At 72.6% G+C, this 25,223-nt stretch carries 17 protein-coding genes; 4 read left to right on the top strand and 13 right to left on the bottom strand.

The genetic code is table 11. The features are described 5' to 3' along the window. Positions 1 to 39: 39 nt before the first annotated feature. Positions 40 to 1,101: a hypothetical protein gene (locus D7231_RS18815; protein WP_147449760.1), complete on the bottom strand. Its 1,062-nt coding sequence runs from the start codon at positions 1,099 to 1,101 to the stop codon at positions 40 to 42. Positions 1,102 to 1,319: 218 nt separating this feature from the next. Beyond that, positions 1,320 to 2,684, bottom strand: a complete 1,365-nt coding sequence (locus D7231_RS18810; protein ID WP_120756619.1) for an MFS transporter — start codon at positions 2,682 to 2,684, stop codon at positions 1,320 to 1,322. Between the two features lie 233 nt (positions 2,685 to 2,917). Between D7231_RS18810 and D7231_RS18805 the strand changes: the two genes are divergently transcribed. Further along, positions 2,918 to 4,039 (top strand): GlxA family transcriptional regulator, encoded by a 1,122-nt coding sequence (locus tag D7231_RS18805; protein WP_241999787.1) that lies wholly within the window; start codon positions 2,918 to 2,920, stop codon positions 4,037 to 4,039. Positions 4,040 to 4,066: 27 nt separating this feature from the next. Here the strand turns inward: D7231_RS18805 and D7231_RS18800 are convergent, their stop codons facing one another. The 4 genes from D7231_RS18800 to D7231_RS18785 form a co-directional block, all read right to left on the bottom strand. After that, complete coding sequence (locus tag D7231_RS18800) at positions 4,067 to 5,137, bottom strand: alcohol dehydrogenase catalytic domain-containing protein (RefSeq protein ID WP_120756618.1); 1,071 nt, start codon at positions 5,135 to 5,137, stop codon at positions 4,067 to 4,069. 69 nt (positions 5,138 to 5,206) lie between these two features. Then, positions 5,207 to 6,715 (bottom strand): aldehyde dehydrogenase family protein, encoded by a 1,509-nt coding sequence (locus D7231_RS18795; protein ID WP_120756617.1) that lies wholly within the window; start codon positions 6,713 to 6,715, stop codon positions 5,207 to 5,209. Then, the gene (locus D7231_RS18790) at positions 6,712 to 7,875 is read right to left on the bottom strand and encodes an acyl-CoA dehydrogenase family protein (protein ID WP_120756616.1); all 1,164 of its coding nucleotides are present in this window, start codon (positions 7,873 to 7,875) and stop codon (positions 6,712 to 6,714) included. Before D7231_RS18790 ends, D7231_RS18795 begins: the two co-directional genes overlap by 4 nt. Before the next feature lie 13 nt (positions 7,876 to 7,888). Continuing rightward, positions 7,889 to 8,800 carry an SDR family oxidoreductase gene (locus tag D7231_RS18785; protein WP_120756615.1) on the bottom strand — a complete coding sequence of 304 codons (912 nt, stop codon included), beginning with the start codon at positions 8,798 to 8,800 and terminating at the stop codon, positions 7,889 to 7,891. A 102-nt stretch (positions 8,801 to 8,902) separates the two neighbouring features. On the opposite strand from D7231_RS18785, the gene D7231_RS18780 reads away from it, so the two are divergent. Then, on the top strand, positions 8,903 to 9,829 hold the full coding sequence (locus D7231_RS18780) for a cyclase family protein (RefSeq protein WP_120756614.1): 927 nt from the start codon (positions 8,903 to 8,905) through the stop codon (positions 9,827 to 9,829). Between the two features lie 227 nt (positions 9,830 to 10,056). Here D7231_RS18780 and D7231_RS18775 read toward each other — a convergent pair whose 3' ends face one another. The 4 genes from D7231_RS18775 to D7231_RS18760 form a co-directional block, all read right to left on the bottom strand. Continuing rightward, entirely contained in the window at positions 10,057 to 10,527 is a 471-nt protein-coding gene (locus D7231_RS18775; RefSeq protein ID WP_120756613.1) for an ATP-binding protein, read from the bottom strand. Between the two features lie 413 nt (positions 10,528 to 10,940). After that, complete coding sequence (locus D7231_RS18770; protein ID WP_120756612.1) at positions 10,941 to 12,023, bottom strand: acyl-CoA dehydrogenase family protein; 1,083 nt, start codon at positions 12,021 to 12,023, stop codon at positions 10,941 to 10,943. A gap of 2 nt (positions 12,024 to 12,025) precedes the next feature. Continuing rightward, entirely contained in the window at positions 12,026 to 13,195 is a 1,170-nt protein-coding gene (locus tag D7231_RS18765) for an acyl-CoA dehydrogenase family protein (protein WP_120756611.1), read from the bottom strand. A 6-nt stretch (positions 13,196 to 13,201) separates the two neighbouring features. Continuing rightward, complete coding sequence (locus tag D7231_RS18760) at positions 13,202 to 14,401, bottom strand: amidohydrolase family protein (protein WP_120756610.1); 1,200 nt, start codon at positions 14,399 to 14,401, stop codon at positions 13,202 to 13,204. Positions 14,402 to 14,543: 142 nt separating this feature from the next. Here D7231_RS18760 and D7231_RS18755 point away from each other — a divergent pair, with 142 nt between their 5' ends. Further along, on the top strand, positions 14,544 to 16,157 hold the full coding sequence (locus tag D7231_RS18755; protein WP_120756609.1) for a class I adenylate-forming enzyme family protein: 1,614 nt from the start codon (positions 14,544 to 14,546) through the stop codon (positions 16,155 to 16,157). Here D7231_RS18755 and D7231_RS18750 read toward each other — a convergent pair. The 3 genes from D7231_RS18750 to D7231_RS18740 form a co-directional block, all read right to left on the bottom strand. Next, positions 16,139 to 19,276 carry a protein kinase gene (locus D7231_RS18750; RefSeq protein ID WP_120756608.1) on the bottom strand — a complete coding sequence of 1,046 codons (3,138 nt, stop codon included), beginning with the start codon at positions 19,274 to 19,276 and terminating at the stop codon, positions 16,139 to 16,141. The genes D7231_RS18755 and D7231_RS18750 overlap by 19 nt on opposite strands. Before the next feature lie 388 nt (positions 19,277 to 19,664). Continuing rightward, positions 19,665 to 21,566 carry a serine/threonine-protein kinase gene (locus D7231_RS18745; RefSeq protein WP_120756607.1) on the bottom strand — a complete coding sequence of 634 codons (1,902 nt, stop codon included), beginning with the start codon at positions 21,564 to 21,566 and terminating at the stop codon, positions 19,665 to 19,667. Positions 21,567 to 21,938: 372 nt separating this feature from the next. Continuing rightward, complete coding sequence (locus D7231_RS18740) at positions 21,939 to 23,645, bottom strand: glycerol-3-phosphate dehydrogenase/oxidase (RefSeq protein ID WP_120756606.1); 1,707 nt, start codon at positions 23,643 to 23,645, stop codon at positions 21,939 to 21,941. A gap of 218 nt (positions 23,646 to 23,863) precedes the next feature. On the opposite strand from D7231_RS18740, the gene D7231_RS18735 reads away from it, so the two are divergent. After that, a complete protein-coding gene (locus tag D7231_RS18735) occupies positions 23,864 to 25,135 on the top strand; it encodes a nucleotide sugar dehydrogenase (protein WP_120756605.1) in 1,272 nt (423 codons plus the stop codon). Positions 25,136 to 25,223 lie beyond the last annotated feature (88 nt).

Below are 25,223 nucleotides of genomic sequence, written 5' to 3'. Positions count from 1 at the left end.
CGTCCGCCTCCTGATGGCTCCTCGCCCGATCTCCCCTCATCACTTCTTGTGCTTGACGATCTTCGTCAGTACGTACCGCTTGCCCGAGCCCGGCTTGCCGATCTCGTGGTAGAGCCGTGGCGCCTTGACGGTGCCGCTGACGCTCCATTGGCGCTTGAGGTCGCACGAGCCGATGCGCAGGGACACGCCCTCGACCTTCCCGTCGTCCTTTACCGGCTTCCACGTGCCCGCGCCGTCGCAGTCCTTCGGCTTGTCCTTGCCGGTGCCGTCCCACGCGTAGTTGTCGAGCCCGTCAGCCACTGCCGCGCCGTCCTCGGACAGCCTGACCGTCCCGCCGCGGCCGTCGGTCCAAGCCCCCGCCAGCTGCTCCGTGTCGAACCGGGGCGGCTGGTAGACGCTGACCAAGCCGGTGCCGTAGACCGCGGCGCCCACCGCGCCGACGGCGAGCCATGCGAGAGCTCCGTCGCGCAACACCCTCCGGGCCGTGCGCGTGGCCCGCCCCTCACGGACGCGCCTTCCGGCTACTCCGGCGATCAGGGTGGCGGGCAGCAGGGCGACCGTGAGGGAAGCCCACCACAGGAGGTACCTCACGGGGGACGCCAAGGAGAGGCTGCCGAGCGCCATCACCCCGCCGAACACGGCGACCGCGGCGGCCGACACGACGGGCACCGCTGCCGCGTTCCACAGAGGGCTCTCTCGGCGCCCGAGGCGCCGGGTGACGCGCCGAGCGAGGGCCAGGGCGGGCATGACGGTCACAGCCGTGACGAAGCCGCTGACGAGGACACCGAGCAGGGCTACGGCGAACAGGACGGCGGCGATCACCATGACGCCGTGGGGCAGGCCTTCGTGCTCACGCGCGAGCATCACGAGGACGCCGAGGGTCCCCGCGACTGCGGCTTCCGCGCACAGCCCGGCCATCGACGCGCAGAACGCCGCGCCGAAGCCGTCCGGGTGCATCACGCGCCCCTGCGCGCGAGGCGTCTCCTCGGGACCGGGCCCTGCCCCGGTCGGGGACACGCCTTCAGCCCCGTCTGCGGACTCCGCCTTCGCGTCGGACGGCACCGCCTCCGGTATCGCGCCCGGCTCAGCCTGCTGTGTCATCACTGCCCCCTCTCTTAAAGAAGGATTCCCCCAGCGGCTGAGAGGTTGCTTTTACTGACCGAATGATCCGCCTCGTCCCGACTCGCCCCGAAGCGGATGAGTCGGAGGCGGGCGCCGGAATCATCAGGCGGGGCGAGAACCAGCAGGGCGGGGCAAGAACAAACAACACCCCCGGGCGCAGGCCGGCGCAAGACCCTCTGCGCCGATCGCAGCAGGGATCACACCGGGGCGGCGGCCGGCAGCCCGGACGCGGTCCGCGGGCGCCTGCGGATGACCAGGGCCATGAGCGCCGCCACGGCGCACAGCGCGCCCGAGGCGTACCAGACGACGTCGTACGAGCCGAAGGCATCGCGGGCCACACCGCCGAGGAAGGCCACCACTGCGGCACCGACCTGGTGGGAGGCGAGCACCCAGCCGAAGACGATCGCGCTGTCCTCGCCGTAGTGCTCGCGGCACAGGGCGATGGTGGGCGGCACGGTGGCGACCCAGTCGAGTCCGTAGAAGACGATGAAGAAGACCATCGGAGGCTGTACGGAGGGCGCCAGCAGCATCGGCAGGAACATCAGGGAGATGCCGCGCAGCCCGTAGTAGACGGCGAGCAGCCTGCGCGCCTCGAACCGGTCGGTGAACCAGCCGGAGGCGATGGTTCCGACGACGTCGAAGACGCCGATCACGGCGAGCAGGCCGGCGGCCGCCGTCATCGGCATGCCGTGATCGTGCGCGGCCGGCACGAAGTGGGTCTTCACCAGGCCGTTCGTGGTCGCTCCGCAGATCGCGAAGGTTCCTGCGAGGAGCCAGAACGGGCCGGTGCGGACAGCGCCTAGGAGCGCCCTGACCGCACGCCGCGCGGCGCCGGGCGCGGGGGCCGGTTTCGGTACGGGGGTGTCGCTGCCGTAGGGGGCGAGGCCCACGTCCGCGGGATGGTCGCGCAGCAGCAGCCACACGAGCGGGACGACGGTGAGGGCAGCGATGGACACCGTCACGGCGGCCGGCCGCCAGTCGTGGTGTTCGACGATCCAGGAGAGCAGGGGGAGGAAGACCAGTTGCCCGGAGGCTCCGGCCGCCGTGAGGATGCCGGTGACGAGGCCGCGCCGGGCGGTGAACCACCGGTTGGTCACCGTCGCCGCGAAGGCCAGGGCCATCGAGCCGCTGCCGAGCCCGACGAGCACGCCCCAGCACAGCACGAGCTGCCAGGCGGCCGTCATGAAGACCGTCAGCCCGGCGCCGGCCGCGATCACAGTGAGGGCGCAGGCGACGACCTTGCGGATGCCGAAGCGGTCCATCAGGGCGGCGGCGAACGGCGCCGTGAGCCCGTACAGGGCGAGGTTGACGGAGGCGGCGAACCCGATCGTGCCGCGCGACCAGCCGAACTCCCCGTGGAGCGGTTCGATCAGCAGGCCGGGCAGCGAGGCGAACCCCGCCGCACCGATGATCGTCACGAAGGTGACGGCGGCCACCGACCACGCGCGGTGGATGCGGCGCCGCCCGGGACGCTTGGCGGCGGAGTCCGAGCCCGCGGCAGCGGGGTCCGGGCCTGCGGAGGCGCTCTCCGGGTGAGTGGGACGTCCGGTTGTCTGGGTCACGCCCTCAGCATCGGGAGTGACTTCCGGCCGGACGAGTGGCCGAAGGGACAGCATCCGCAAGGATCGGGCCACTAGGATTGTCTGCTGACAGGAAGACCGTCCAGGCGGATCTACGGTGCGGGCCGGCTTGTCAGTGGCAGGCCGTACGGTGATGAAAACGTCTCTTGCACGTGCCGGAGGGACGGGGGGAACGTCGTGGGCGGCGGACGGAACGCTTCGGGGGCGAACGGGAATTGACGCAGCAGACCACGCAGAAGATGCAGGCCACGCGGACGATGCAGACGATGCAGGCCACGGAGACGTTGCAGGCCGCACCGACCCCGCAGACCACACCGGTCAGCAAGATCACCCGCTCCGACCAGCATCCCGACGCTCCGCCGCACAAGGTCGCCGTCCTCGCCCTGGGCGGAGTGATCCCCTTCGAGCTCTCGATCCCGTACCGGATCTTCGGCAAGGCCACGACCTCGTCCGGGGAGCCGCTGTACGAGGTGGTGACCTGCGCGCTGGCCGCCGGGCCGGTCCCGACCGACGCCGATTTCTCCATCAACGTCGATCTGGGCCCGGAGGCCCTGGCCGAGGCCGACACGGTCGTCGTCCCCGCCTCGTACGAGTTCGGGCCGCCGTACGACGAGGGGCGGCTCGGCGACGAACTGGCCGCCGCCCTGGCCCGCATACGTCCCGGCACGCGCATGGTGTCGATCTGCACCGGCTCGTACATCCTGGCGGCCGCCGGCCTCCTCGACGGGCGGCCCGCCACCACGCACTGGTCCAGCACGAAGCGCTTCCAGCGCATGTTCCCCTCCGTGCGCGTGGACGCCGACGTGCTGTTCGTGGACGACGGCGACGTGCTGACCTCGGCCGGAGTGGCCTCCGGCATCGACCTCTGCCTGCACATCGTGCGGCGCGACCACGGCACCGCCGTCGCGAACGAGGTGGCCCGGCGCAGCGTCGTCCCGCCGCACCGCGACGGCGGTCAGGCGCAGTACATCCAGCGCCCGGTGCCCGAGCCCCAGCTCGCGACGACCACGGGGGCCCGCGCCTGGGCCCTGGGGCGGCTGGAGCAGCCGATCCAGCTGCGTGACATGGCCGAGCAGGAGGCCATGAGCGTGCGGACGTTCACGCGCCGCTTCCGCGAGGAGGTCGGCATCAGCCCGGGCCAGTGGCTGACGCAGCAACGTGTCGAGCGTGCGCGGCACTTGCTGGAGGACAGCGACCTGTCCGTGGACCAGGTGGCGCGGAGCGCCGGGTTCGGCACGGCCGCCTCGATGCGGCAGCACTTGCAGGCAGCGCTCGGGGTGTCCCCGACGGCCTACCGGCGCACGTTCCGTGCGGTGACGGACGTCTCCCGCCGCTGACCGGTCGGCGGCCGCGGCACGGGCGTGTCAGCGGAAGGTGAGGACGGCGCGGGAGACGCGTCCGTGGCGGGTGTCGTCGACGGCGCGGGCGAAGTCCTCGACGGGGTAGGTCTTGGTGATGAGTTCGTCCAGGAGGAGGCGTCCTTCCTGGTAGAGCCCGGCGTAGAGGGGGATGTCGCGCTGAGGGCGGGAGGAGCCGTAGCGGCAGCCCAGGATCGCTTTGTCGAGGAAGAGGGAGTCGACGCGGAACGACGCCTCAGCCCCGGCGGGCGGTACGCCGAGCAGCACTGCCTGCCCGTGCCTGCCGAGGAGGTCGACCGCCTGCCGGACGAGTCCGGCGTCGCCGACGCATTCGAAGGCGTGGTCGGCGCCGTCCGGGAGGATCTCCCGCACGGCCGCCGGGCTGCCGGGGACTGTGGAGGCGTCGACGAAGTGGGTGGCGCCGAACTGCCGGGCCGCCGCTTCCTTGCGCGGGTCGGTGTCAACGGCCACAGCGACGGACGCCCCGGCGATGCGGGCGCCCTGCAAGACGTTGAGCCCGACGCCGCCGGCGCCGATGACGACGACCGATTCGCCGGGGCGGACACGGGCACGGTTGAGTACGGCGCCGACGCCGGTCAGGACGCTGCATCCGATCAGTGCCGCCGAGGTCAGCGGCATGCTGCCGGGAATCCTCGCCGCTTGGACGGCTTTGACGACGATGCGTTCGGCGAAGACGGAGGTGGAGGCGAAGTGGAAAAGCCGCTCACCCCTCCGGGTGAAAGGCCGGGTGGGCTTGCCGAACGACTCGCGGCACATCGTCGGGCGGCCCCGGCCGCACTCTCCGCAGACACCGCAGGCGGCGAGCGTCGACAGCGTCACGTGATCACCGTGCGTGAGGTGTGCGACGCCCGGGCCGACCGCCTCGACCACGCCCGAGCCCTCGTGCCCGAGGACCACGGGGACGGGGTACGGGATCGCGCCGTCGATCACTGAGAGGTCGCTGTGGCAGAGCCCGGCGGCGGCGACGGAGACCAGGACCTCGCCGGGGCCGGGCTCCCGGACCTCCAGATCGTCGGCGACCAGGGGGTGTTTTCCGTCGAAGATGACGCCTCGCACGGCTGGGTCCTCTCGGAGTGGGAAGGGACGGGCGGCGGGTCGCGGGCGCTGCGGATGGGTCCGCAGGGCTCAGGAAGCCCAGACGACCGACTGGAGTTCGCTGTAGGCATGCAGTCCGAACGAGCCGCCGTCGCGGCCGACTCCGCTCTCCTTGAAGCCGCCGAAGGGCGTCTCGGGGTGCCGCTGCGCGGTGTTGATGCCGACGTTTCCGCTGCGGAGGCGCGCGGCGACGGCCCAGGCGCGGGCGGTGTCGGCACTGAACACGTAGTCGTAGAGGCCGTAGGACGTGCTGTTGGCGATGCGCACGGCGTCCTCGTCGTCCTCGAAGGGGAGGGCGACAACGACGGGCCCGAACAACTCCTCACGAGCAACAACGCTTTGAGGGTCGACGTCGGCGATCAGGGTGGGGGCGACGTAGAAGCCGGGTTTGATGTCCGGGCGGGTGCCGCCGACGATGATGCGCGCTCCTTCCGCCCTGGCCTGGGCGATGTACGCCTCCACCCGGTCGCGCTGGGCGGCGGAGATCAGCGGGCCGACCACCGTTGAGTTATCCACAGGGTCCCCGACGATCAGTGTGCGCGCGTAACGTTGGAGACCGGCGACGACCTTCTCGTACAGCGCGCGCTGTACGAGTACGCGGGTCGGCGCCGTGCAGATCTGTCCGCTGTGGAATGACCAGACCGAACCGACCGCCCGTATCGCCGACTTGAGCACGTTCTGGTCGGCATCCCCCAGGACGATGGCCGCGCCCTTGCCGCCGAGCTCGAGAAGGGTGCGCTTCATCGACCTCCCCGCGGCCTCGGCGATCTGTTTTCCGACGGTGGTGGATCCGGTGAAGCTGATCATGTCGATGCCGGGATGGGACACCAGCGCCTGCCCCGTGCCCGGCCCCGAGCCCGTGACGATGTTGAAGACGCCGTCCGGGAGGCCGGCCTCCCGGAGGATCGGGCCCAGCGACAGGCAGCACAGGGGATCCTGCGGCGCCGGTTTGGCGACGACGGCGTTCCCCATGGCCAGAGCGGGCGCGAGCTTGCCCGCGAGATTAACGAGCGGAAGGTTGTAGGAGGTGATGCAGGCGACGACGCCCACGGGGCGTCGGACCGCGGCGGCGCCCATCAGGCCGCCGGGTGCCAGCGGGCTGCCCTGGACGGGGTGCGGCGCGAGCGGGAGGACCGCCGGCTCGACCGCTCCCCGGGCATAGCGACGGAAGCGATCCGCCGTCATGGGCAGGTGCAAGGCCGAGGTGACGCGCGCCGTCGCGCCAGTCTCGGCCTGGAGCAGGGGCAGGAGCTCCGCTGCATGTTCACTGATCAATTCCGCTGTCCGGTTCAGTACGGCCGCGCGCTCGCGCGGGTCAGTACGGGACCAGCCGTCCTGCGCGGCCTGTGCGGCGGTCACGGCGGCGGCGACCTCGGCGGGGGTCGCCGCCGGCGCCGCCCCGACGACCTGTTCGGTCGCCGGATTGACAACTGGATAGTGACCCTTTTCCGGCGTACGCCACGACCCGCCGATCCAGTTCCCGTACGCCTTCGCGCCGTACGCCGTTGTCCCGTTCCCCGTCGCACCCTTCGCCGTCATGGGCGATGCTCCTTCGGCAGGCCGAGTACGCGCTCGGCGATGATGGTGCGCTGCACTTCGGCCGACCCGCCGTAGATCGTGTCGGCCCGGGAGAAGAGAAACAGGCACTGCAAGGCGTCAAGTACGTAGGGACGCTCGTCGCTCCAGTCATACGGTCCGAGGACGGCGGGCGGGCCCTGCACTTGCAGGGCCAGTTCACCGAGGCGCTGGTGCCAGCTGCTCCAGAGCAGTTTGGCGACGCTGGGCGCGCCGGGGAGGTCCGTGCCGCCCAGGGCCCGTAGGGCGGTCCAGCGCATGGTCCGCAGCTCGGCCCACTGCCGTACGAGCCGGTCACGCACCGCCGGCTCCGCTGCGGCTCCGGTCTCCCGGGCGAGGCTGACGACGCGGGCGAGCTCTTCGGCGAAGCCGATCTGCTGGGCGAGGGTGGCGGGCCCCCGCTCCCGGCCGAGGAGGTCCATGGCGACCCGCCAGCCGTTGCCTTCGCCGCCGAGCACGTGGGCGGTGCCGGCCTCGGCTCCGTCGAAGAAGACCTCGTTGAAGTCGGCGCCCCCGGTGAGCTGCCGGATCGGGCGGACCTCGATCCGGCCGGGCTGGTCCATCGGCACGAGCAGGAGGGAGAGACCGTGGTGCCGGTGGGAGCCTTCGGTGGTGCGGGCGAGCAGGAAGCACCAGTCGGCCTCGTGAGCGAGTGAGGTCCACAGCTTCTGGCCGGTGATGCGGTAGGTGCGGCTGCCGGGGTCCCTGACGGCTGCGGTGCGCACGGCGGCGAGGTCGGAGCCCGCGCCGGGTTCGCTGTAGCCCTGGCACCAGATCTCCTCGCCGCGGGCGATGGCGGGGAGGAAGCGAGAGCGCTGGGCGGGGTCTCCGTGGGCGATGAGGGTGGGGGCGAGGAGGTGCTCGCCCATGTGGCCGAGGCGGGCGGGAGCGCGGGCGCGGGAGTATTCCTCGGCCCAGACGACCTGCCCGGTCAGGGGCGCCGTGCGATTGCCGTAGGCACCGGCCGCGCAGTCCCAGCCGAGGCCGATCCAGCCGCCGGCGCCCAGTTCGCGCTCCCAGGCGCGGCCTGCGGTGGGTGCCGGTTCCACGGCGAGGTGGCCGGTGAGCCAGGTGCGTGCTTCCTGCCGGAGGGCTTCGTCGTCCGGCCCGAAGGAGAAATCCATGAGGGGCTCCCCGTCATGCGTTGGGGCGGGCTTTGGCGGCGGCAGCTTCGGCCATCGCCTCCAGGTGGGCGAGCATCGGCATGGGATCGGTGCCGATGGTGCGGGGCAGCAGGTCGGCGATCCTGTCCGGCGTCCAGGGCCCATCGGCGCAAACGGCGCGCAGTTCGCGGGGCTGGGCCCACACGGCGATCTTGGGTCCGGCCACGGTGTAGACCTGTCCGGTGATGCCTTCGTCGCGGGCTTGTTCGCCGAGCAGGTAGACGACGAGTGCCGCTACGTCCTCGGGGTCGCCGATCTCCTTGAGTTCCATCGGCACGTTGGCGGACATGCGGGTACGGGCCACGGGGGCGACGCAGTTGGCCGTGATCCCGTATTTGTGCAGGCCCAGGGCGGCGCTGCGGACGAGGGAGATGATGCCGCCCTTGGCGGCGGAGTAGTTGGCCTGGGCGACGCTGCCCTGGTGGTTGCCGCTGGTGAAGCCGATGAGGGTGCCGTACCCCTGGCGGCGCATGACGGCGGAGGCGGCGCGGAAGACGGTGAAGGTGCCCTTGAGGTGTGCGGCGATGACGGGGTCCCACTCCTCCTCCGTCATGTTGAAGAGCATCCGCTCGCGCAGGATCCCCGCGGCGCACACGGCGCCGTCCAGCCGCCCGTAGCGGGCGAGGGCCGTGTCGACGATCCGCTGCCCGCCGGCCATGGCCGACACGTCGTCCGCGACGGCGGCGGCCTTGCCGCCCGCCGCCTCGATCTCCTTGACGACGCCGGCCGCCACCTCGCTCGTGGGCTCGGCGCCGTCGACGGCGACGCCGTAGTCGTTGACCACGACCTTTGCGCCCTCGGCCGCGCAGGCGAGGGCGACCGCGCGGCCGATGCCACGCCCCGCCCCGGTGACGGCGATCACCTTTCCCGCCAAGAAGCTCCCCACGGCGCACGCCCCTTCCCGCTCTATCTGACGGACCGTTAGATTTTTGGGCAGGGCGGGCGAAGGCACAAGCCCCGCACGGGGACCGATCCGGGGAGGACGTCCATGCCACTGCCACCGGAGTTCCATGAGATCGCCAAGCGGGTCAACAACTGGGGCCGTTGGGGCGAGAGGGATGAGATCGGGACGCTGAACCTGATCACGGACGCCGTTGTACGGGAAGCCGCGGCGACCGTGTTCACCGGCCGGAGGGTGGCCCTGGCCGTGCCGCTGCGGCAGCACGGGATCCAGACCGGACTGATCCCCGGAAGGGTCAACCCCCTGCACACCATGACCTCGGTCAACCAGGAGGAGTTCGGCCCGGGATCAGCGGCCACAAGCGATGACACCGTCACCATGGGCCTCCAGGCGGGGACCCACTGGGATGCGCTGCCGCACGTCTCGCACGGCGGCAGGATCTACAACGGCCGGCCGGCGGACTCGATCACCGCTCATGCGCGGGCTGCCTTCAGCGGCATCGAGAAGGCCCGGCACGTGGTCTCGCGCGGGGTGCTGCTCGACGTGGCCCGCGCGCGGGGCGTGGACCGCCTGGACCCCGGGCACGCCGTCACCCCGGAGGACCTGGAGGCGGCGGAGGACATGGGGGCGGTTTCCGTGGGCCCGGGGGACGTCGTCGTGGTCCGCACCGGGCACATGCAGCGCTACCTCGCGGGCGACCGGCGTGCGTACGGCAATGCGTCGCCCGGGCTGTCGATCCGAACGCCCGAGTGGTTCCATGCGCGCGACGTCGCGGCCGTCGCCAATGACACGCTCTGCTTCGAGGTCTTCCCGCCGGAGATCGACGGGCTCTGGCTGCCGGTGCACGCGCTCCATCTGGTCGAGATGGGGATGTTGCAGGGTCAGAACTGGAATCTGGAGGAGCTCTCCGCGACCTGCGCGGAGGAGGGGCGCTACGCCTTCCTACTGACGGCGACACCCGAGCCCTTCGAGGGGGCGGTGGGCGCGCCCGTGGCGCCGGTCGCCGTGTTGTGAGTGCGGACGTGGGCGGGCGGCGACGTGCAGATGCGCACCCCGAGCACGGCACCGCGCGTCGCCGCCGGCTCCGGCGCTGGAGCCCTGTTCTTGCGCCGGATCGCGACCCGTACTCGCCGAGCAGCCCGGTGAATGCGGACCTCTCGGCGTCCCCTCGCAACGAATCGCTGCGTCCAAGGGTGATCACGTGGACACTTCACGTCAACACCTGGTCTGGACTTTGTCGATTAAGCCCGATTTATGACGGCGCGCGGCGAGTCGAAAGCGCCGGCCCATGCGGAGCTGCCGCGGTCGACCTCGCACCAGATGCGCTTGCCGCTGCCTTCCGCCTGCCAGCCCCAGCGGTCCGCGAGACCGTCGACCAGTTCCAGGCCGCGGCCGCCGGTGTCCTCGCCGCCCGCGCACCTGCGGCGGGGCGGACGGGCGCTGATGTCGGCGACCTCGACGCGGACGGTGCCCCCGCATACGCCGGCCATCCCGCCGCCGGCCCCCGGGAAGAGCATGCGCAGCACGGCCGGGCAGCCGGTGTGGACGACGGCGTTGGTGACCAGCTCGGAGATCAGCAGGATCAGTGTCTCGGCCAGCGGCTCATCGACGCCTATCCCCGAGCCGGCCAGTCGCGACCTCGCCCACCTGCGGGCCCGTCCCACTTCCGCGGGGTCGGCCCGGACCTCCATCTGCATCTGAAGCACCTGCACCGCTCACACCATCCGTACCGGCGGACACAACGCCTCGCGTCTCCGAGGGACCACGGAACGTGATCGCCTTCCGAGACAGCATGGTTGACGCACAGTCACCCCAACAAGCGCTTCGGGCATATTCCGGCGCAAAGGAGTAAGGCTGCTGCATACTGTGCGACGCGCGCTGAGGAGACTCGAACACCGGCGGCTCTTGAGGCCTGTTCCGGGACGAGCATCAGACATGTGCACGCCCGGCGCCGCCACATGGGCCACATACGCCTCGCCGCGCTTCTGAACCTCTCGCATCCAAGGGAGAGTACCCGAGCCGGGGCCCGACTCCAGCCTGTGACGAATAACGTCCGGGACACAGCCTGATATCGACATGCTGTGAGCGGTTCGGCATGACATGCCCGGTATTTCACCCATGACGATTACGCCGTGACATTCTCTGCGTCGAGAACATCCGTTGCATCACTCGCGTGATGACCCTCCGGGAGGTGTGAAGCCTCGTGCAGAAGGGTATTCGCAAGCAATTCCTCGGATTCGGCTGCCGACTGCCATTGACCCGCCCTCAGCCACGCACGTTTCAGGTGCAGATGAACATCCGCTTCCCATGTGAACCCCAGGCCACCGTGCACTTGCAGACAGTCACGAGCGTTGCGTATGGCTGCACTGTCAGCGAGCAGCTTGGCGGTGGCGATTTCAGCCGGTCCGTCCGCTTCGGCGGAGAGCGACGCGGCATAGACCGCGGTGCGCGCGAGCTCGGCCCGGACGAGCATCTCCGCGCACAGGTGCTGCACGGCCTGGAAGGCGCCGACCGGGCGTCCGAACTGGGAGCGGCGCCGGGCATGGGAGACCGCCAGGCCGATGGTGCGGAAGGCGCTGCCGAGTTGCTGGGCGGCGGTCAGCAGCGCCGCTTCCCGGCGCAGCCGGGAAGCATCGGCAGGCAACGTCGTGATGCTTCCCTTCGACGGCCGGGGCAGTTGGCGGACGAGGTGCAGGGGCGTCGTGGGGTCCACGGACCGGGCGGGGCGCGCCCGCAGTGCCCGTGGGGCGCCGCCGGGGCGTAGGCGCAGGGCCCGGGCGGCCGGGCCGTCGAGGAGCAGGACGGCTTCCGCCGAGGCGAGGTGCTCGGCCGCTCCCGGCCGGTCCAGGGCGGTGACAGCACAGGCTCCCTCGGCCGCTCCCGGCACGAGTCCGGCGGCGAGGTGGGTGGCGACCAGCGGCCCGGGCAGCAGGGCCCGCCCGGCCTCCTCGAAGAGGAGCACTGCTTCGGGGAGCCCCAGCCCCGCGCCGCCGTCCTGCTCCGTGAGGCGCAGGGCGAAGAATCCCGCCTCCCCCAGGGCCTGCCACAGGCCGCGGTCCGGCGTCGGCGGGCCGCCCGGGGCGCCGGCGTCGACATCAGCGTCGGCGTCGGCCAGGGAGCGCAGCCGCTCACGGGGGTACCGGGCGGCGAGGAGGCCCCGCATGCCGGCCCGCAGGGCGCGCTGGTCGTCGGTGAGGCGGAAGTCCATGGTCATCGCCCCCTGGGAAGGCCGAGGATGCGCTCGGCGATGATGTTCCGCTGGATCTGGGAGGTGCCTGCGGCGATCGTGTAGGAGAGCGAGGACAGGCGCTGCGCCGTCCACTCGTGGCGGGTGTCCAGGGACTGCGGTCCGAGTACTTCGGCGGCTGCTTCGTAGAGCTCCTGACGGGCTTGGGAGTAGCGGAGTTTGAAGACGGAGGCGCCAGGGCCCGGGGCTCCGTTGCTCCCGGTGCGTGCGGCGTGGGCGGCCTCGCAGGTGTTCCACTGGACGAGCCGCCACAGGGTCGTGAATTCGGCGTGGAGGAGGCCGAGGCGGCGGCGCAGGACGGCGTCGTCCCAGCGGCCGTTGGCGTGGGCGGTGCGGGCGAGGCGGGTGAGGGTGCGGCGGCAGGCGACGACCTCGCCGGCGAAGGCGGTGCCGCGCTCGTAGGAGAGGGTGACCATGGTGACGCGCCAGCCGTCGTTCTCGGGGCCGACGCGGTGGGTGACGGGCACGCGCACGTCGTCGAGGAACACCTCGGCGAACTCGGTGGTGCCGGCGAGGGTGCGCAGTGGGCGGACGGTGACGCCGGGGGCGTTCATGGGCAGGGCGAGCCAGGTGATGCCGTGGTGCCGGGGGGCCGCGGGGTCGGTGCGGACGAGGAGTTCGCACCAGTCGGCGATCTCGGCGTGGGAGGTCCAGATCTTGCTGCCGGTGACGATGTAGGAGTCGCCGTCGCGGACGGCCCGGGTGCGCAGTGAGGCCAGGTCGGAGCCGGCGTCGGGTTCGGAGAAGCCCTGGCACCAGATCTCGTCGCCGCGCAGGATCGGTGGCAGCCAGCGGGCGCGCTGGGCCGCGGTGCCTTCGGCGGCGATGGTGGGGCCGGCGTGGAGGAGGCCGACGAAGTTGGCGCCGACGTAAGGGGCTCCGGCGCGTTCGGTCTCTTCGATGAAGATCAAGTGCTGGGTGGGTGTGGCGTCTTGGCCGCCGGCGTGGGCGGGCCAGTGGAGGCCGGCGTATCCGGCGTCGTGGAGGGCGCGCTGCCAGGCGCTGTCGTGGGCGCGGCGTGCGGGCCAGTCGTCGGCGGGGGGCTCGGGGGGCAGCCGGGGCAGGGTGTCGTGCAACCAGGCGCGGAGCCGGTCGCGGAAGTCCTCCTCGTCCTTGGTGAGGGTGAGGTCCATTGCGGCTCACCCGCCCATGGGGTCGAGGTCCAGTCCGAGCATTCGGATGGCGTTGCCACGCATGAGTTTGCGGACGGTCTCGTCGTCCAGGCCGCGTACGTGGTCGAGGGCGACCTGCCTGGTGTGGGGGAAGGTCGAGTCGACGTGGGGGTAGTCGGTCTCGAAGGTGGCGTTGTCGCGGCCGACCGTGTCGAGTGCTTCGATGCCGTGCTTGTCGCGGAAGAAGCAGCAGAAGACCTGGCGGTAGTAGTAGGTGGACGGCGGCTCGGGGACGAGGTCGCGTACACCGCCCCAGGCGCGGTGCTCGCGCCAGACGTCGTCGGCGCGCTCCAGGGCGTAGGGGATCCAGCCCATCTGGCCCTCGCTGTAGGCGAGGGTGAGCCGGGGGTGGCGGACGAGGACGCCGCTGAAGAGGAAGTCGGCCAGCGACGCCATGGCGTTGTTGAAGGACAGGGTCGCCTGGACGGCGGGCGGGGCGTCCGGGGACGCGGCGGGCATCTGCGAGGAGGAGCCGATGTGCATGTTGACGACGGTGCCGGTCTCCTGGCAGGCCGCGAAGAAGGGATCCCAGTAGCCGGTGTGGATGCTGGGGAGGCCGAGGCAGGTGGGGAGCTCGCTGAAGGTCACGGCCCGTACGCCGCGGGCGGCGTTGCGGTGGATTTCCGCGACGGCGAGGTCCACGTCCCATAACGGGATGAGGCACAGGGGGATGAGGCGCCCGCCGCTGTCACCGCACCATTCCTCGACCATCCAGTCGTTGTAGGCGCGTACACACGCGAGGGCGACCTCCTTGTCGTGCGCCTCGGCGAAGGTCTGGCCGCAGAAGCGGGGAAAGGTCGGGAAGCACAGCGACGCCTCGACGTGGTTGAGGTCCATGTCCTTCAGGCGCTCCGCGGGGTCCCAGCAGCCGGGGCGCATCTCGGCGCGGGTGATGCCTTCCAGGGTCATCTCGTCGCGGTCGAAGCCGACGGCGGCGATGACGCGCTTGTAGGGGGCGGCGAGGTCCTCGTAGATCCACCAGTCCGCGGGCGGGCCGTCGGGGTCCATGGCGACGGTGTACCTGCCGCCGGTGTACTCCAGCCGGCCGATGCCGGTGGTCAGGGGGCGGGGGCCGCGGTCGCGGTAGCGGGCGGGGAGCCAGCGTTCGAAGAGGTGGGCGGGTTCGATGACGTGGTCGTCGACGCTGACGATGCGGGGCAGTTCCATCGGGGCCTTCCCGGGTCCGGCCAGTCGATCTGACGATGTGTCAGTTTTGAGGCTAGCCCGCACCCCCTGGACCGGCAAGGCGTGGCGGCCTACGCTTCGCCGCACTCTCTGACAACCCGTCAGTTATCGCGGAGGTCCTGCCATGACCGGCACCGCAGACGACCTGTCCGCCTCCCGCACCCTGTGGGAGCTGCTCGACCGCCGCGCGGACCTGACTCCCGGAGCCCCCGCCCTCATCCAGGCCGACGAACCGGACCCCGGGGCCGGGCACGCCCCGGCCGGGTCGGCCGACCGCACGGTGACCTTCGGCGAGCTGCGGGCGCGCGCCGAGCGCACCGCCGCCGGGCTGTACGGGCTCGGGGTGCGCCCCGGCAGCCGGGTGGCCTGGCAGCTGCCCACCCGCATCGAGACCGTCGTCCTGGCCTTCGCCCTGGCCCGCCTCGGCGCCGTCCAGACGCCGCTCATCCCCTACTACCGCGACCGCGAGGCCGGCCACGCCCTGCGGGCCGCCGAGGCCGGGTTCTTCGCCGTCCCCGGCGTGTGGCGGGGCTTCGACCACACCCTCATGGCGTACCGGCTCGCCCTCGCGCTCCCCTCGCCGCCCCTCGTCCTCACCGCCTACGACGCCCTGCCCGAAGGGGACCCCGCGGACCTTCCGCCCCCGCCCGCCGACGGCACCGCCGTTCGCTGGATCTACTGGACCTCCGGCACCACCTCCGCGCCGAAGGGGGCCCTGCACACCGACCGCGGGCTCATCGCCGCCGGCAGCCACCTGGCCGCCGCCCTGCGCCTCACCCCCGACGACGTCGGGTCGATGGCCTTCCCCTACGCGCACGTCGCCGGGCCCGACTACACCGTCATGCTGCTCCTGCGGGGCTTCCCCGCCCTCCTCGTGGAGCACTTCTCCCTCCCCGGTTCGCTCGGCGCCTACCGCCGTAACGGCGTCACCGTCGCGGGCGGCTCGACCGCCTTCTACACGATGTTCCTCGCCGAGCAGCGCCGGCAGCCCGGGCGCAGGATCATCCCCACCCTCCGGCTCCTGGCGGGCGGCGGCGCGCCCAGGCCACCGGAACTGCATCACGAGGTCGCCCGCGAGCTCGGCTGCCCGCTGGTGCACGGCTACGGCATGACCGAAGCCCCGATGATCACGATGGGGGATCCGGAGGACACGGCGGAGCACCTTGCGGGTACGGAAGGCCGGCCGCCCGCGGGCATGGAGATCCGCGTGACCGACGCCGGCGGGTCACCCGTACCGCCCGGCGCCGAGGGTGCGATCCGGCTGCGCGGCGAGGCCGTCTGCCGGGGCTACCTCGACCCCGCCCAGAGCGCCGAGGCCTTCGACGCCGACGGCTTCCTCCTCACCGGCGATCTCGGGCGCATCACCGCCGACGGCCACCTCGTCATCACGGGCCGCGCCAAAGACGTCATCATCCGCAAAGGCGAGAACATCTCCGCGCAGGAGGTCGAACAGCTCCTGCGGAGCCATCCGCTCATCGATGACGCCGCCGTGATCGGGCTGCCTGACCCCGTGCGCGGGGAGCGGGTCTGCGCCGTCGTCCAGCAGGCCCCCGGAGCGCGGCGGCTCACCCTCGGGGAAGTGGCCTCCCACTTGGCGGACGCCGGGCTGTCCGTACACAAGGTCCCCGAGCAGCTGGAGCTGGTCGGGCGGCTCCCCCGCGACGACACCCTGCACAAGGTGCTCAAGAACGAGCTGCGCGAGCGCTTCGCCCGGTCCGCTCAGCCGCCCGCCCGGTAGGTGGCCGTCGCCTGCTCGAAGTAGCGGTCCACTGCCCGCTGCTCGTTCATCGGCCCGATGATCTGGAGGAGGTGGTAGCGGCCGTTCACGATGGTGGCGGAGTTGCGTACATAGACCTGCCTGCCGCTGCTGTCGTTCCAGTTGAAGGTGCCTTCCGCCGACGCCGTCCCGCCGACGTCGATGCGGCGCAGCCCGCCGGCGCCGGACCACGAGGAGGAGCGGTAGGCCTCCAGCTCGGGCTCCTTGTCCTGCTGGTACGCCATCGGGTCGCTGCCGAAGTCCGCGACCTTGTCACGGCCGGGGACCACCACGAGCTGGTACTCGCCGCCCGCGTAGACGACCTGCCCGCGGTCGTTCTCCCCGCGGCGCTGCCAGTCCTTGGCGACGGCCACGGTGAACCCCTTGGGGTCCTTGCGCAGGGCGAAACCCTTGGCGACGCCGTCGGACTCGGCGATCCGCTCCTCCGCCGTCGCCGCTCCCGAGGCGCCGGTCCCACCCGCCGCCTTGGTCCCGCCCTGCGTGCCGGCGGTGCCCGGGGACCGGGGCGCGGCGCTGCGGGCACCGGCCGAGCCCGTATGGTCCGCGCGGGCCTGGCCTGCACTGTCCTCGGCGCGCGGCATGAACAGCATCGCGTACAGGGCGGCCCCGATGAGGAGCAGCATGACCAGGCCGAGCAGCAGCCGGCCGAGGCCGAACGCCTGGCGGGCCGGGCGGCCGCGCTGTTCCTGTAGATGCCCGGTGCGGGGCGTGCCGGAGCGGGGGACGGGGGCGCTGTCCCTGGCCGTCTTCTTGTGACGGCCGTGCGCGGACTGCGCGGTATCCACGGCGGTGATGGGGCGGCCGCGTCTGCGCCGCACCAGCTCGCCCTTGCGGCGGACGACCGGGAGCCGGTGCTCGTCGGCGGGGGCGTCCGGAACGGTGTCGGGCACGGTGAGGGTGCGGCCGCCGGGCTCCGGTTCGGGCGCGGAGCGGATCAGGGAGCGCAACCATCCGCGGAGTTCTTCGAACTCGGGGCGCTCGGCGGGGTCCTTACGCATCAGCGACTCGACCACGGGGCGCAGGGCGCCGCACTCCTCCGCGAAGGCGGGGGGCTCCACGCACACGAGCCGGACCAGTTCGGCCGTGCTGTCCTCCGGGTACGGGGCGTGCCCCTGTACGACGCGGAAGAGCAGGGCGCCGAGGGCCCAGAGGTCGGCTGCGGGTCCGACGGGCGGCGCGAGCTGCCAGCTCTCCTGTACGGGCCAGGCCTGCTCCGGGGCCCATCGCTCGGTGACGGCGCCGACGACGACCATACGGGCCTGCCGGGCGCGCTCGACGGCGAGGGCTCCGGCGGGCTGCTGTCCTGCGGCTCCCCAGGGCGCGGGCGGCTTGTCGGGGGATTCGCTGCCGGGGACGGTCGCGAAGGGGCTGCTCTCGGGGCTCTTTGCGGGGCTGTGTCCGGGGCCCTGTTCGGGGCTCTGGCCAGGTCTCTGCGACGCGCGCGGGGGCGGGGCTCCGTTGCCGGCTCCATGGCCGGAGCCGGGCCCATTGCCCGCTCCGGGGCGGGGGCCCGGCGGTGCGGCCGGTGGCGGCCCGGGAGCGGCGAAGGGAGGGGGCACGGCCAGCCCGGGGAAGCTGGGCCAGGAGGCGGCGGATCCGGGGAGCTTCACTTCGGGGACGTCCGGCCGGGCGGCGTTTCCCGGTCCGGCGGGGCCGCTGCGCGCTCCGGGCGGGCCCGGCGGCCGGTTCCGGCCGGAGGAGGAGCCGTGGGGGGAGCCGGGGTCGGCCCAGGGGGCGGGTGTGGGGGCCGCGCCGCTGGCGGCGCTGCCACCGCCCCAGGTGGACGAGCCGGTGGGGGTGGCGGGCGGGGCGTTCTCCCCGGCTGCGCGGGCGGCGGCGGCCCGGGCGGCGCCCGCGCGGTAGGCGGCGATCGCCGAAGAGCGCACCTGCCGGGGGCCGGCCGGTGCGCCCGGCTGCCCGGCTCCGCTTCCGGCCCCCTGTCCACCCGGCTGTCCTCTGCCGGGGCGCCCCGTACCCTGCCCGCCCGCCGGTGGCCGGGAGTTGACCGGTGGCCAGGGCTGCCCCGACGCGCGGGGACCGCCCGGCGGGAGGAAGCCTCCTGCGGCGCCTTGGTCCCGGTACGGGGACGGCGAGGGCCCGGCCTCTTGCCCGCCGGGGCGCGGCGGAGCAGCGCCGCCGGGGGCGCCTCCTCCTGGTGCGCCGCCGCGCGGCGCGGAACCCTGGCCGAACCCGGAATCCGGACCGGGTCCAGGGCCGAAGCCAAGCCCTGAACCGCGCCCGGGCTGTGACCCGCCTGCTCCCCTCGGGCCACCGCCCGGCGCCGAGCCACCCGGCTGCCCCGGCCGCCCTGACTGCCCCGGCCGCCCCGGCAGCGGCGCCGCCCCGCGAGGCGCCCCCCGCGTCGACGGCATACCGCCCCTGGCGTTCGAGCCGGCCCCGGCGTCCATACCCACCCCGCCGTTCGGGCCCGCCCCGGCATCCATGCCCGCAGGCAGGTCAGCGCCCTCCGGAACGGGGTTGTAGCCGCACAGAGCCTCCTCGGCCGCGCCCGCGGCCAGGCCCGTGAGGACGGCGCGGCCGTCGTCGCAGATGAGGACCGTGCGGGTGGTGATGTTGCGGTGGGTCCAGCCGTGGGCGTGCAGGGCTCGCAGAGCGGTGAGGACGTCGGCGGCGACCTCGGCGGCGCGGTGGGGCGAGAGGGGCCGCTCGGCGAGGAGCGCGGCGAGGGGGCGGGCCGGGACGAGCTCGCTGACGACCCACAGGCTGCCGCCCTCGGCGAAGACGTGGAAGACCTGGTCGAGCCGGGGGTGGTCGGGCACCCGCGCGGCGGCCGTGGCCGCGGCCAGCGCGCGGTTCACCGCCGGATCGTCAGCGGCCGCCCTCCCCGCACGCCCCGCGCCGTAGGCGGCGGGGCCGGGGCCCTGGCCGAGGCCCGGGCAGCCGCCGGAGGCGTCCACCACCTCCGCGTCCACGACTTCCGGCAGCGGGATCTGCCGGACGAGGACTTCCTGCCCGCTCAAGGTGTCGAAGGCGCGGGTCTCGACGAGCTCGAACACATCGGAGGGCGGTAACGGAAGGCGATACCGGCCGGCCAGGATCCGACCCGCGTAGTCGTCCACGACGCCTCCCCAAGCGCGCGATCCACACCTCGCCCGAATGCCCGGACAACCGCCAACAGCGGTCAATCGGCCGCCTATTGCGGCTGCGCACCGTCCATGACGCCTCACGATACGTGCCGAACCCGCCCCTTCGGGCGCGTACGGCTCAGTACGTCGCTCAGCGGATCGACCGGATGGCGTCCGTCCCGCCACACCCGTCCGTCGAGTGGAATCCGCTCCCCCGCGTCACTCGGGTTTCGGATGTACGTAGCGCCGAAGAGAGGTTCAACCCCGTCGAGTTCAGACCCTGGAGGCCCAGCCCGGACGAGTCCGAGAGGCCCAGCCTGGACGGGCCGAACGACTCAGCCCAAAATGACCGGAGAGGCTCAGCCCGTAAGGACCAAGGAGCTCAGTCCTCGGGTGTGAACGTCCTGAAAGCCATGTCGCGCAGCGACCGGCAGTCGGCGTCGCCCCACTTGCCCTTCTCGCACGTGATCATGATGGCGTAGCCGTGCTCGTCGTCCACCTTGAAGCCGCGGTTGAGGACCTGGACGCGCTTGCCGTTCTGGTCGCGCTCGAACGACCAGTCCGCGATGGTCGGGTAGTCGTGGCCCACCCAGCCGCGGATGTCCTGGATCGAGTGGCCCTTGTAGCCGGGCATGCTGCCTTTGGCGCCGCCCTCGGCATCCCGCCAGGCCTTGACCGCGTCGTCCTTGGGCTCGGGGCCGAAGTCGACCTGGACGCGCGGGAAGCCGCCCGAGGCGCTGTAGATGGCGCCCGAGTGCTCGCCCGCGGTGCCGGTCTGTGTCCAGCCCTCCGGGATGGAGATCCCGAAGTGGTATTCGTCGTTCTCGATGTGCTGGTATTTGGCGCCGTCCGCGTTCTTACCGCCGGAGACGGCCGCGGCGGACTGGGACTGGATCACCTTGGGCTCGCCGCCCGCCTTGCCGGAGGCTCCGGGCGACGCCACGCGCCCGGTCCCCGTGACGGACTTGCCCTGCTTCTTGCCTTCCTTGTCGCTGCCGTCGTCCCCGCTCAGCGCGAAGGCGAGCACCGTGCCGAGCACGGCCAGCACCACGACGACCGCGGCCACGACCAGCGTCCGGCGCGGCACGGCCTCCAGGATCGGCGTCCGCCGCCCGCTACCGCCGAGCAGGCTGCCGCCGACGGCACCCGGTCCGCCGGCAGTGCCGCCGGAGAACTGACGGGTGGTGGACTTCGTCGCCTCAGCGGACCGCGGCGGCACGCCGGGGACCCCGGGCATCGGGCCGGGCGAGGCCTGCGACGGCTGGGCGTCCGCGGTCCGGCCCACGGCCGCACCCGGCCGCTTCGCCGGCGACACCGGGGGCACCGGGGACTTGGGCGCGGGCCTGGCGGGCGCGGCCGCCTCCGGTATCGGCGGGACGGCGATGGCCTGCGTCGCGTCCAGGTCCGGGGACGAGGGCTGCCGCTTGGGGGGCAGGCGCTCGTCAGGGGCGTTGACCGCGTCGGTGAGGAGCGCGCGGGCGCCGGCCTCGTCGAGCCGCTTCTCGGGGTCTTTGGCGAGCAGGCCGTACATGACCTCGGCCAGCGGGCCGGCGTTCTTCGGCGGGCCGAGCGGCTCGGTCATGACGGCGGTGAGGGTCGCGATGGCCGACCCCTTGTCGTACGGGGGGACGCCCTCGACGGCGGCGTAGAGCAGGCCTCCCAGGGACCACAGGTCGGCCGGCGGGCCGGGCTTGTGACCGCGGGCGCGCTCGGGGGAGATGTACGAAGGGGCACCGACGAGCATGCCGGTGGAGGTGACGGACGGGTCGCCCTCGACCTGGGCGATGCCGAAGTCGGTGAGGACGACGCGGCCGTCGTCCGCGATGAGCACGTTGGACGGCTTCACGTCGCGGTGCAGGATGCCCTGGCGGTGCGCTGCGCCGAGCACGTCGAGGACGGCGAGGCCGACCTCGGCGCCCCGGCGCCACTTCAGCGGCCCGTCCTCGCGGATGACGTCGGCGAGCGAGCGGCCCTCGATGAGCTCCATGACGATCCACGGGCGGTCGTCCTCGTGCACCACGTCGTAGACGGTGACGGCGCCCGCGCTGCGGATCCGGGCGATGGCCTTCGCCTCGCGCAGTGTGCGCGTGATGAGGCGTCGCTTCTCGTCCTCGTCAATGTTGGCCGGGAACCGCAGTTCCTTCACGGCCACCGTGCGGCCGAGGGTTTCGTCGCTCGCCCGCCAGACCGTACCCATGCCGCCGCGGCCGAGGACGTCCCCGAGGCGGTACCGCCCGGCCAGGAGGCGCCCTGCCGTGCCCTGCGTCTGCTCCGCCTCCGACATGCGTCCCCTCTGGCAATCAGCTCTGCGACCAACCGACCCTGGCAGAGCCACCATTGTCTCTCATCCACAGACCGGCGGAAGGCCAGGGTCCACCGGCTTGCGGACAATACGGGCAACCCGCCACCCGGCGCCCTCCGTGCAGCGCACGGCGGCAGTTGCCGCGCAACCGCCGTGCCGGCCTGGCCGACCTGCGCCGCGGCGGCCGGCCGGCGCCCGGCGCGGCACCGGCCCCGGGTGCCGCACGGGTCCGTTGCCTTTACAGGACCCGGTTTCGGACAGGGCGGTTCCCGGCGCGTCGGAGCTGTCACATGATGCTCATCAGACGCAGTCGTCCCAGACGTTACGTAGTGGCCGAAAACCACCGACCAGGCGTCAGATCGGCTGGACGTCCGGCGCCCCCAGCCGTGCCGCATCGGCCGTCAGGTCGTCGGGCTGCAACTGCGATTCGCGCTCCGCCTCCACCCGCTTCTCGTAGCGCTCGACCTCCTTCTCGACCTGGGAGCGGTCCCAGCCCAGCACCGGCGCCATCAGCTCGGCGGCCTCCCGGGCGCTGCGCGTGCCGCGGTCGAACGTCTCGATCGAGATCCGGGTGCGGCGGGTGAGGACGTCGTCGAGGTGGCGCGCGCCCTCGTGCGAGGCGGCGTAGACGACCTCGGCCCGCAGGTAGTCGTCGGCGCCGGTGAGCGGGTCGCCCAGGGACGGGTCGGCGGCGACGAGCTCCAGCACCTCGTCCACCATCGAGCCGTAGCGGTTGAGCAGGTGCTCGACGCGGGCGACGTGCAGGCCGGTGCGCTGGGCGATCCGGGCGCGCCCGTTCCACAGCGCCTTGTAGCCCTCGGCGCCGACCAGCGGCACGTCCTCCGTGACGCACTCGGCCACGCGCCGGTCGAGTGCGTGCACCGCCTCGTCCACGGCGTCCTTGGCCATCACGCGGTACGTGGTGTACTTCCCGCCCGCCACGACCACCAGCCCCGGCACGGGGTGGGCCACGGTGTGCTCGCGCGAGAGCTTGCTCGTGGCGTCCGACTCGCCGGCCAGCAGGGGACGCAGCCCCGCGTACACGCCCTGCACGTCGTCCCGGGTCAGGGGAACGGCCAGGACGGCGTTCACGTGCTCCAGCAGGTAGTCGATGTCCGCGCTGGAGGCGGCGGGGTGGGCCTTGTCCAGGTCCCAGTCGGTGTCCGTCGTGCCGACGATCCAGTGCCTGCCCCAGGGGATCACGAAGAGCACGCTCTTCTCGGTGCGCAGGATCAGCCCGGTGGTGGAGTGGATGCGGTCCTTGGGCACCACCAAATGGATGCCCTTCGAGGCCCGTACGTGGAACTGCCCGCGCTCGGCGATGAGCTTCTGGGTGTCGTCCGTCCACACGCCCGTGGCGTTGACGATCTGCCGGGCGCGGATCTCGAACTCGCCGCCCTGCTCCAGGTCGCGCACCCGGGCGCCGACCACCCGCTCGCCCTCGCGCAGGAAACCCGTCACTCGCGCCCGGTTGGCGACGTCAGCGCCATATGCGGCCGCGGTGCGCACGATGGTGGTGACGTAGCGGGCGTCGTCCATCTGGGCGTCGTAGTACTGGAGCGCGCCGACCAGCGCGTCCTTCTTCAGGCAGGGGGCGACGCGCAGGGCCCGCTTGCGGGAGAGGTGGCGGTGCGTGGGCAGGCCCCGGCCGTGGCCCGACGAGACGGACATCGCGTCGTAGAGCGCCACGCCCGTGCCCGCGTAGAGGCGCTCCCAGCCGCGGTGCTGTAGCGGGTAGAGGAAGGGCACGGGCTTGACCAGGTGCGGGGCGAGCCGCTCCAGCAGCAGCCCGCGCTCCTTGAGGGCCTCTCTGACGAGGGCGAAGTCGAGCATCTCCAGATATCGCAGGCCGCCGTGGATGAGCTTGCTGGAGCGGCTGGAGGTGCCCGCCGCCCAGTCGCGCGCCTCGACCAGGCCGGTCGTCAGCCCCCGGGTGGCCGCGTCGAGCGCGGTGCCCGCACCGACGACGCCGCTGCCCACGACCAGGATGTCCAGTTCCCGCTCCGCCATCCGGGCGAGCGCCGCACCGCGCTCGTCCGGCCCGAGTGTCGCTGTCCTCACCGCTGCCTCCGTTTCGGCCGCCGGTTGCTCCGCTGGTCCCCGCGCTTGGTTGCTCCTCCTTCGATGCTGCCCCAGATCCGCGGGTTTGGCCGCGCCGGCGGCGCAGGGGAGCGAGCCGGGCCGCGTTGATCCCGAATAACAGTCATATATCCGCTTAACCTGATGTAACTCGTCCGCGTGCCGAAAACCCCCGGCTCCCCGGGAAGGACCGCCTCGCCATGCCCGCAGATCTCGCCGTCATCGGACTCGGCCACCTCGGACTCCCCCTCGCCCAGGCCGCGACCGCCGCCGGCATCGACACCATCGGCTACGACCCCGATCCGCACACCGTCGCCGAGCTGCGCGCCGGCCGGCTGCCCCCCGAGTGCGCCGACGGCTGCCTCACCGCCGCCGAGGTCCGCCGGATGCTCGCCGCGGGCTTCCGCCCCACGACCGCCGACGCCGAGCTCGGCAAGGTACGGACCGCCGTCATCTGCGCCCCCGCCCGGCTGGGCGAGGACCGGGCCCTCGACCTCGGCCCCATCGGAGCCGCCGCCCGCGCCCTCGCGGTACGGCTCCGCCCGCACACCACCGTCCTCCTGGAGTCCCCCGTCTACCCGGGCGCCACGGAGGAATTCCTGCGCCCCCTGCTCGAATCCGGCTCCGGGCTGCGCGCCGGCCACGACTTCCACCTGGCCTACTCCCCCAGCCGCGTCGACCCCGGCAACAAGCGCCACGCCTACGCCGGCATCCCCAAGGTCATCGGCGGCCTCACCCCCGCCTGCACGGAGGCCGCCGCCGCCTTCTACGGGCGGGTCTGCGAAAAGGTCGTCCGCGCGCGCGGCCTGCGCGAGGCCGAGGCGGTCCGCGTCCTGGAGACCAACTACCGCTACGTCAACATCGCCCTCGTCAACGAGATGGCCGTCTTCTGCCACGACATCGGCGTCGACCTGTGGGACGTCGTGCGCTGCGCCGAGACCAAGCCGTTCGGCTTCCAGGCGTTCCGCCCGGGGCCCGGGGTGGGCGGCCCCGGCGTCCCCATCGACCCCAACTACCTCTCGTACAAGGGGCGCAGCCTCGGCTACCCGCTGCGGATGGTGGAGGTCGCGCAGGAGGTCAGCGGGCGCATGCCGCGGTACGTCACCCAGCGGTGCGCCACGCTCCTCAACGAGCACGGCAAGTCGGCGCGCGGCGCGCGGGTGCTGCTCCTGGGCGTCAGCTACAAGGCCGACGTCTCCGACCAGCAGGGGGCGCCCGCCCGGGAGATCGCCTCACGGCTGATGGAGCTGGGCGCCCAGCTCAGCTACCACGACCCGCACGTGGCGCAGTGGCGGGTGATGGGGCGGCCGGTGCCGCGGGCCGACAGCGTGTACGAGGCTGCGGCCGCGGCCGACCTCACGGTGCTGTTGCAGCATCACCGGACGTATGACCTGCAAGGTCTCGCTGTGAAGGCGCAGCTGCTGCTGGACACGCGCGGAGCGATTCCCGCTGGCGCGGGGCATCGGCTCTAGGGGTGCCCCCTGACCGGTCAGGTTCGCGCCCTGACGGCGCTTGTCCTCAAACGCCGGACAGGCTGATTCTCTGCCAGGCCGACGTTTG

The sequence above is a fragment of the Streptomyces klenkii genome (assembly GCF_003626645.1).
Classification (GTDB): Bacteria; Actinomycetota; Actinomycetes; order Streptomycetales; family Streptomycetaceae; genus Streptomyces; species Streptomyces klenkii.
Note: the sequence above shows the minus strand (reverse complement) of the source record. Positions and strands in the feature narration are given on the sequence as shown.

Excerpts from the sequence above, each read along its gene's own strand:
- D7231_RS18760 (WP_120756610.1), bottom strand. The coding sequence starts at position 14,401 with ATGGAACTGCCCCGCATCGTCAGCGTCGACGACCACGTCATCGAACCC.
- D7231_RS18745 (WP_120756607.1), bottom strand. The coding sequence starts at position 21,566 with ATGTCGGAGGCGGAGCAGACGCAGGGCACGGCAGGGCGCCTCCTGGCC.
- D7231_RS18755 (WP_120756609.1), top strand. The coding sequence starts at position 14,544 with ATGACCGGCACCGCAGACGACCTGTCCGCCTCCCGCACCCTGTGGGAG.
- D7231_RS18795 (WP_120756617.1), bottom strand. The coding sequence starts at position 6,715 with ATGACGGCGAAGGGTGCGACGGGGAACGGGACAACGGCGTACGGCGCG.
- D7231_RS18735 (WP_120756605.1), top strand. The coding sequence starts at position 23,864 with ATGCCCGCAGATCTCGCCGTCATCGGACTCGGCCACCTCGGACTCCCC.
- D7231_RS18780 (WP_120756614.1), top strand. The coding sequence starts at position 8,903 with ATGCCACTGCCACCGGAGTTCCATGAGATCGCCAAGCGGGTCAACAAC.
- D7231_RS18790 (WP_120756616.1), bottom strand. The coding sequence starts at position 7,875 with ATGGATTTCTCCTTCGGGCCGGACGACGAAGCCCTCCGGCAGGAAGCA.
- D7231_RS18765 (WP_120756611.1), bottom strand. The coding sequence starts at position 13,195 with ATGGACCTCACCCTCACCAAGGACGAGGAGGACTTCCGCGACCGGCTC.
- D7231_RS18815 (WP_147449760.1), bottom strand. The coding sequence starts at position 1,101 with ATGACACAGCAGGCTGAGCCGGGCGCGATACCGGAGGCGGTGCCGTCC.
- D7231_RS18770 (WP_120756612.1), bottom strand. The coding sequence starts at position 12,023 with ATGGACTTCCGCCTCACCGACGACCAGCGCGCCCTGCGGGCCGGCATG.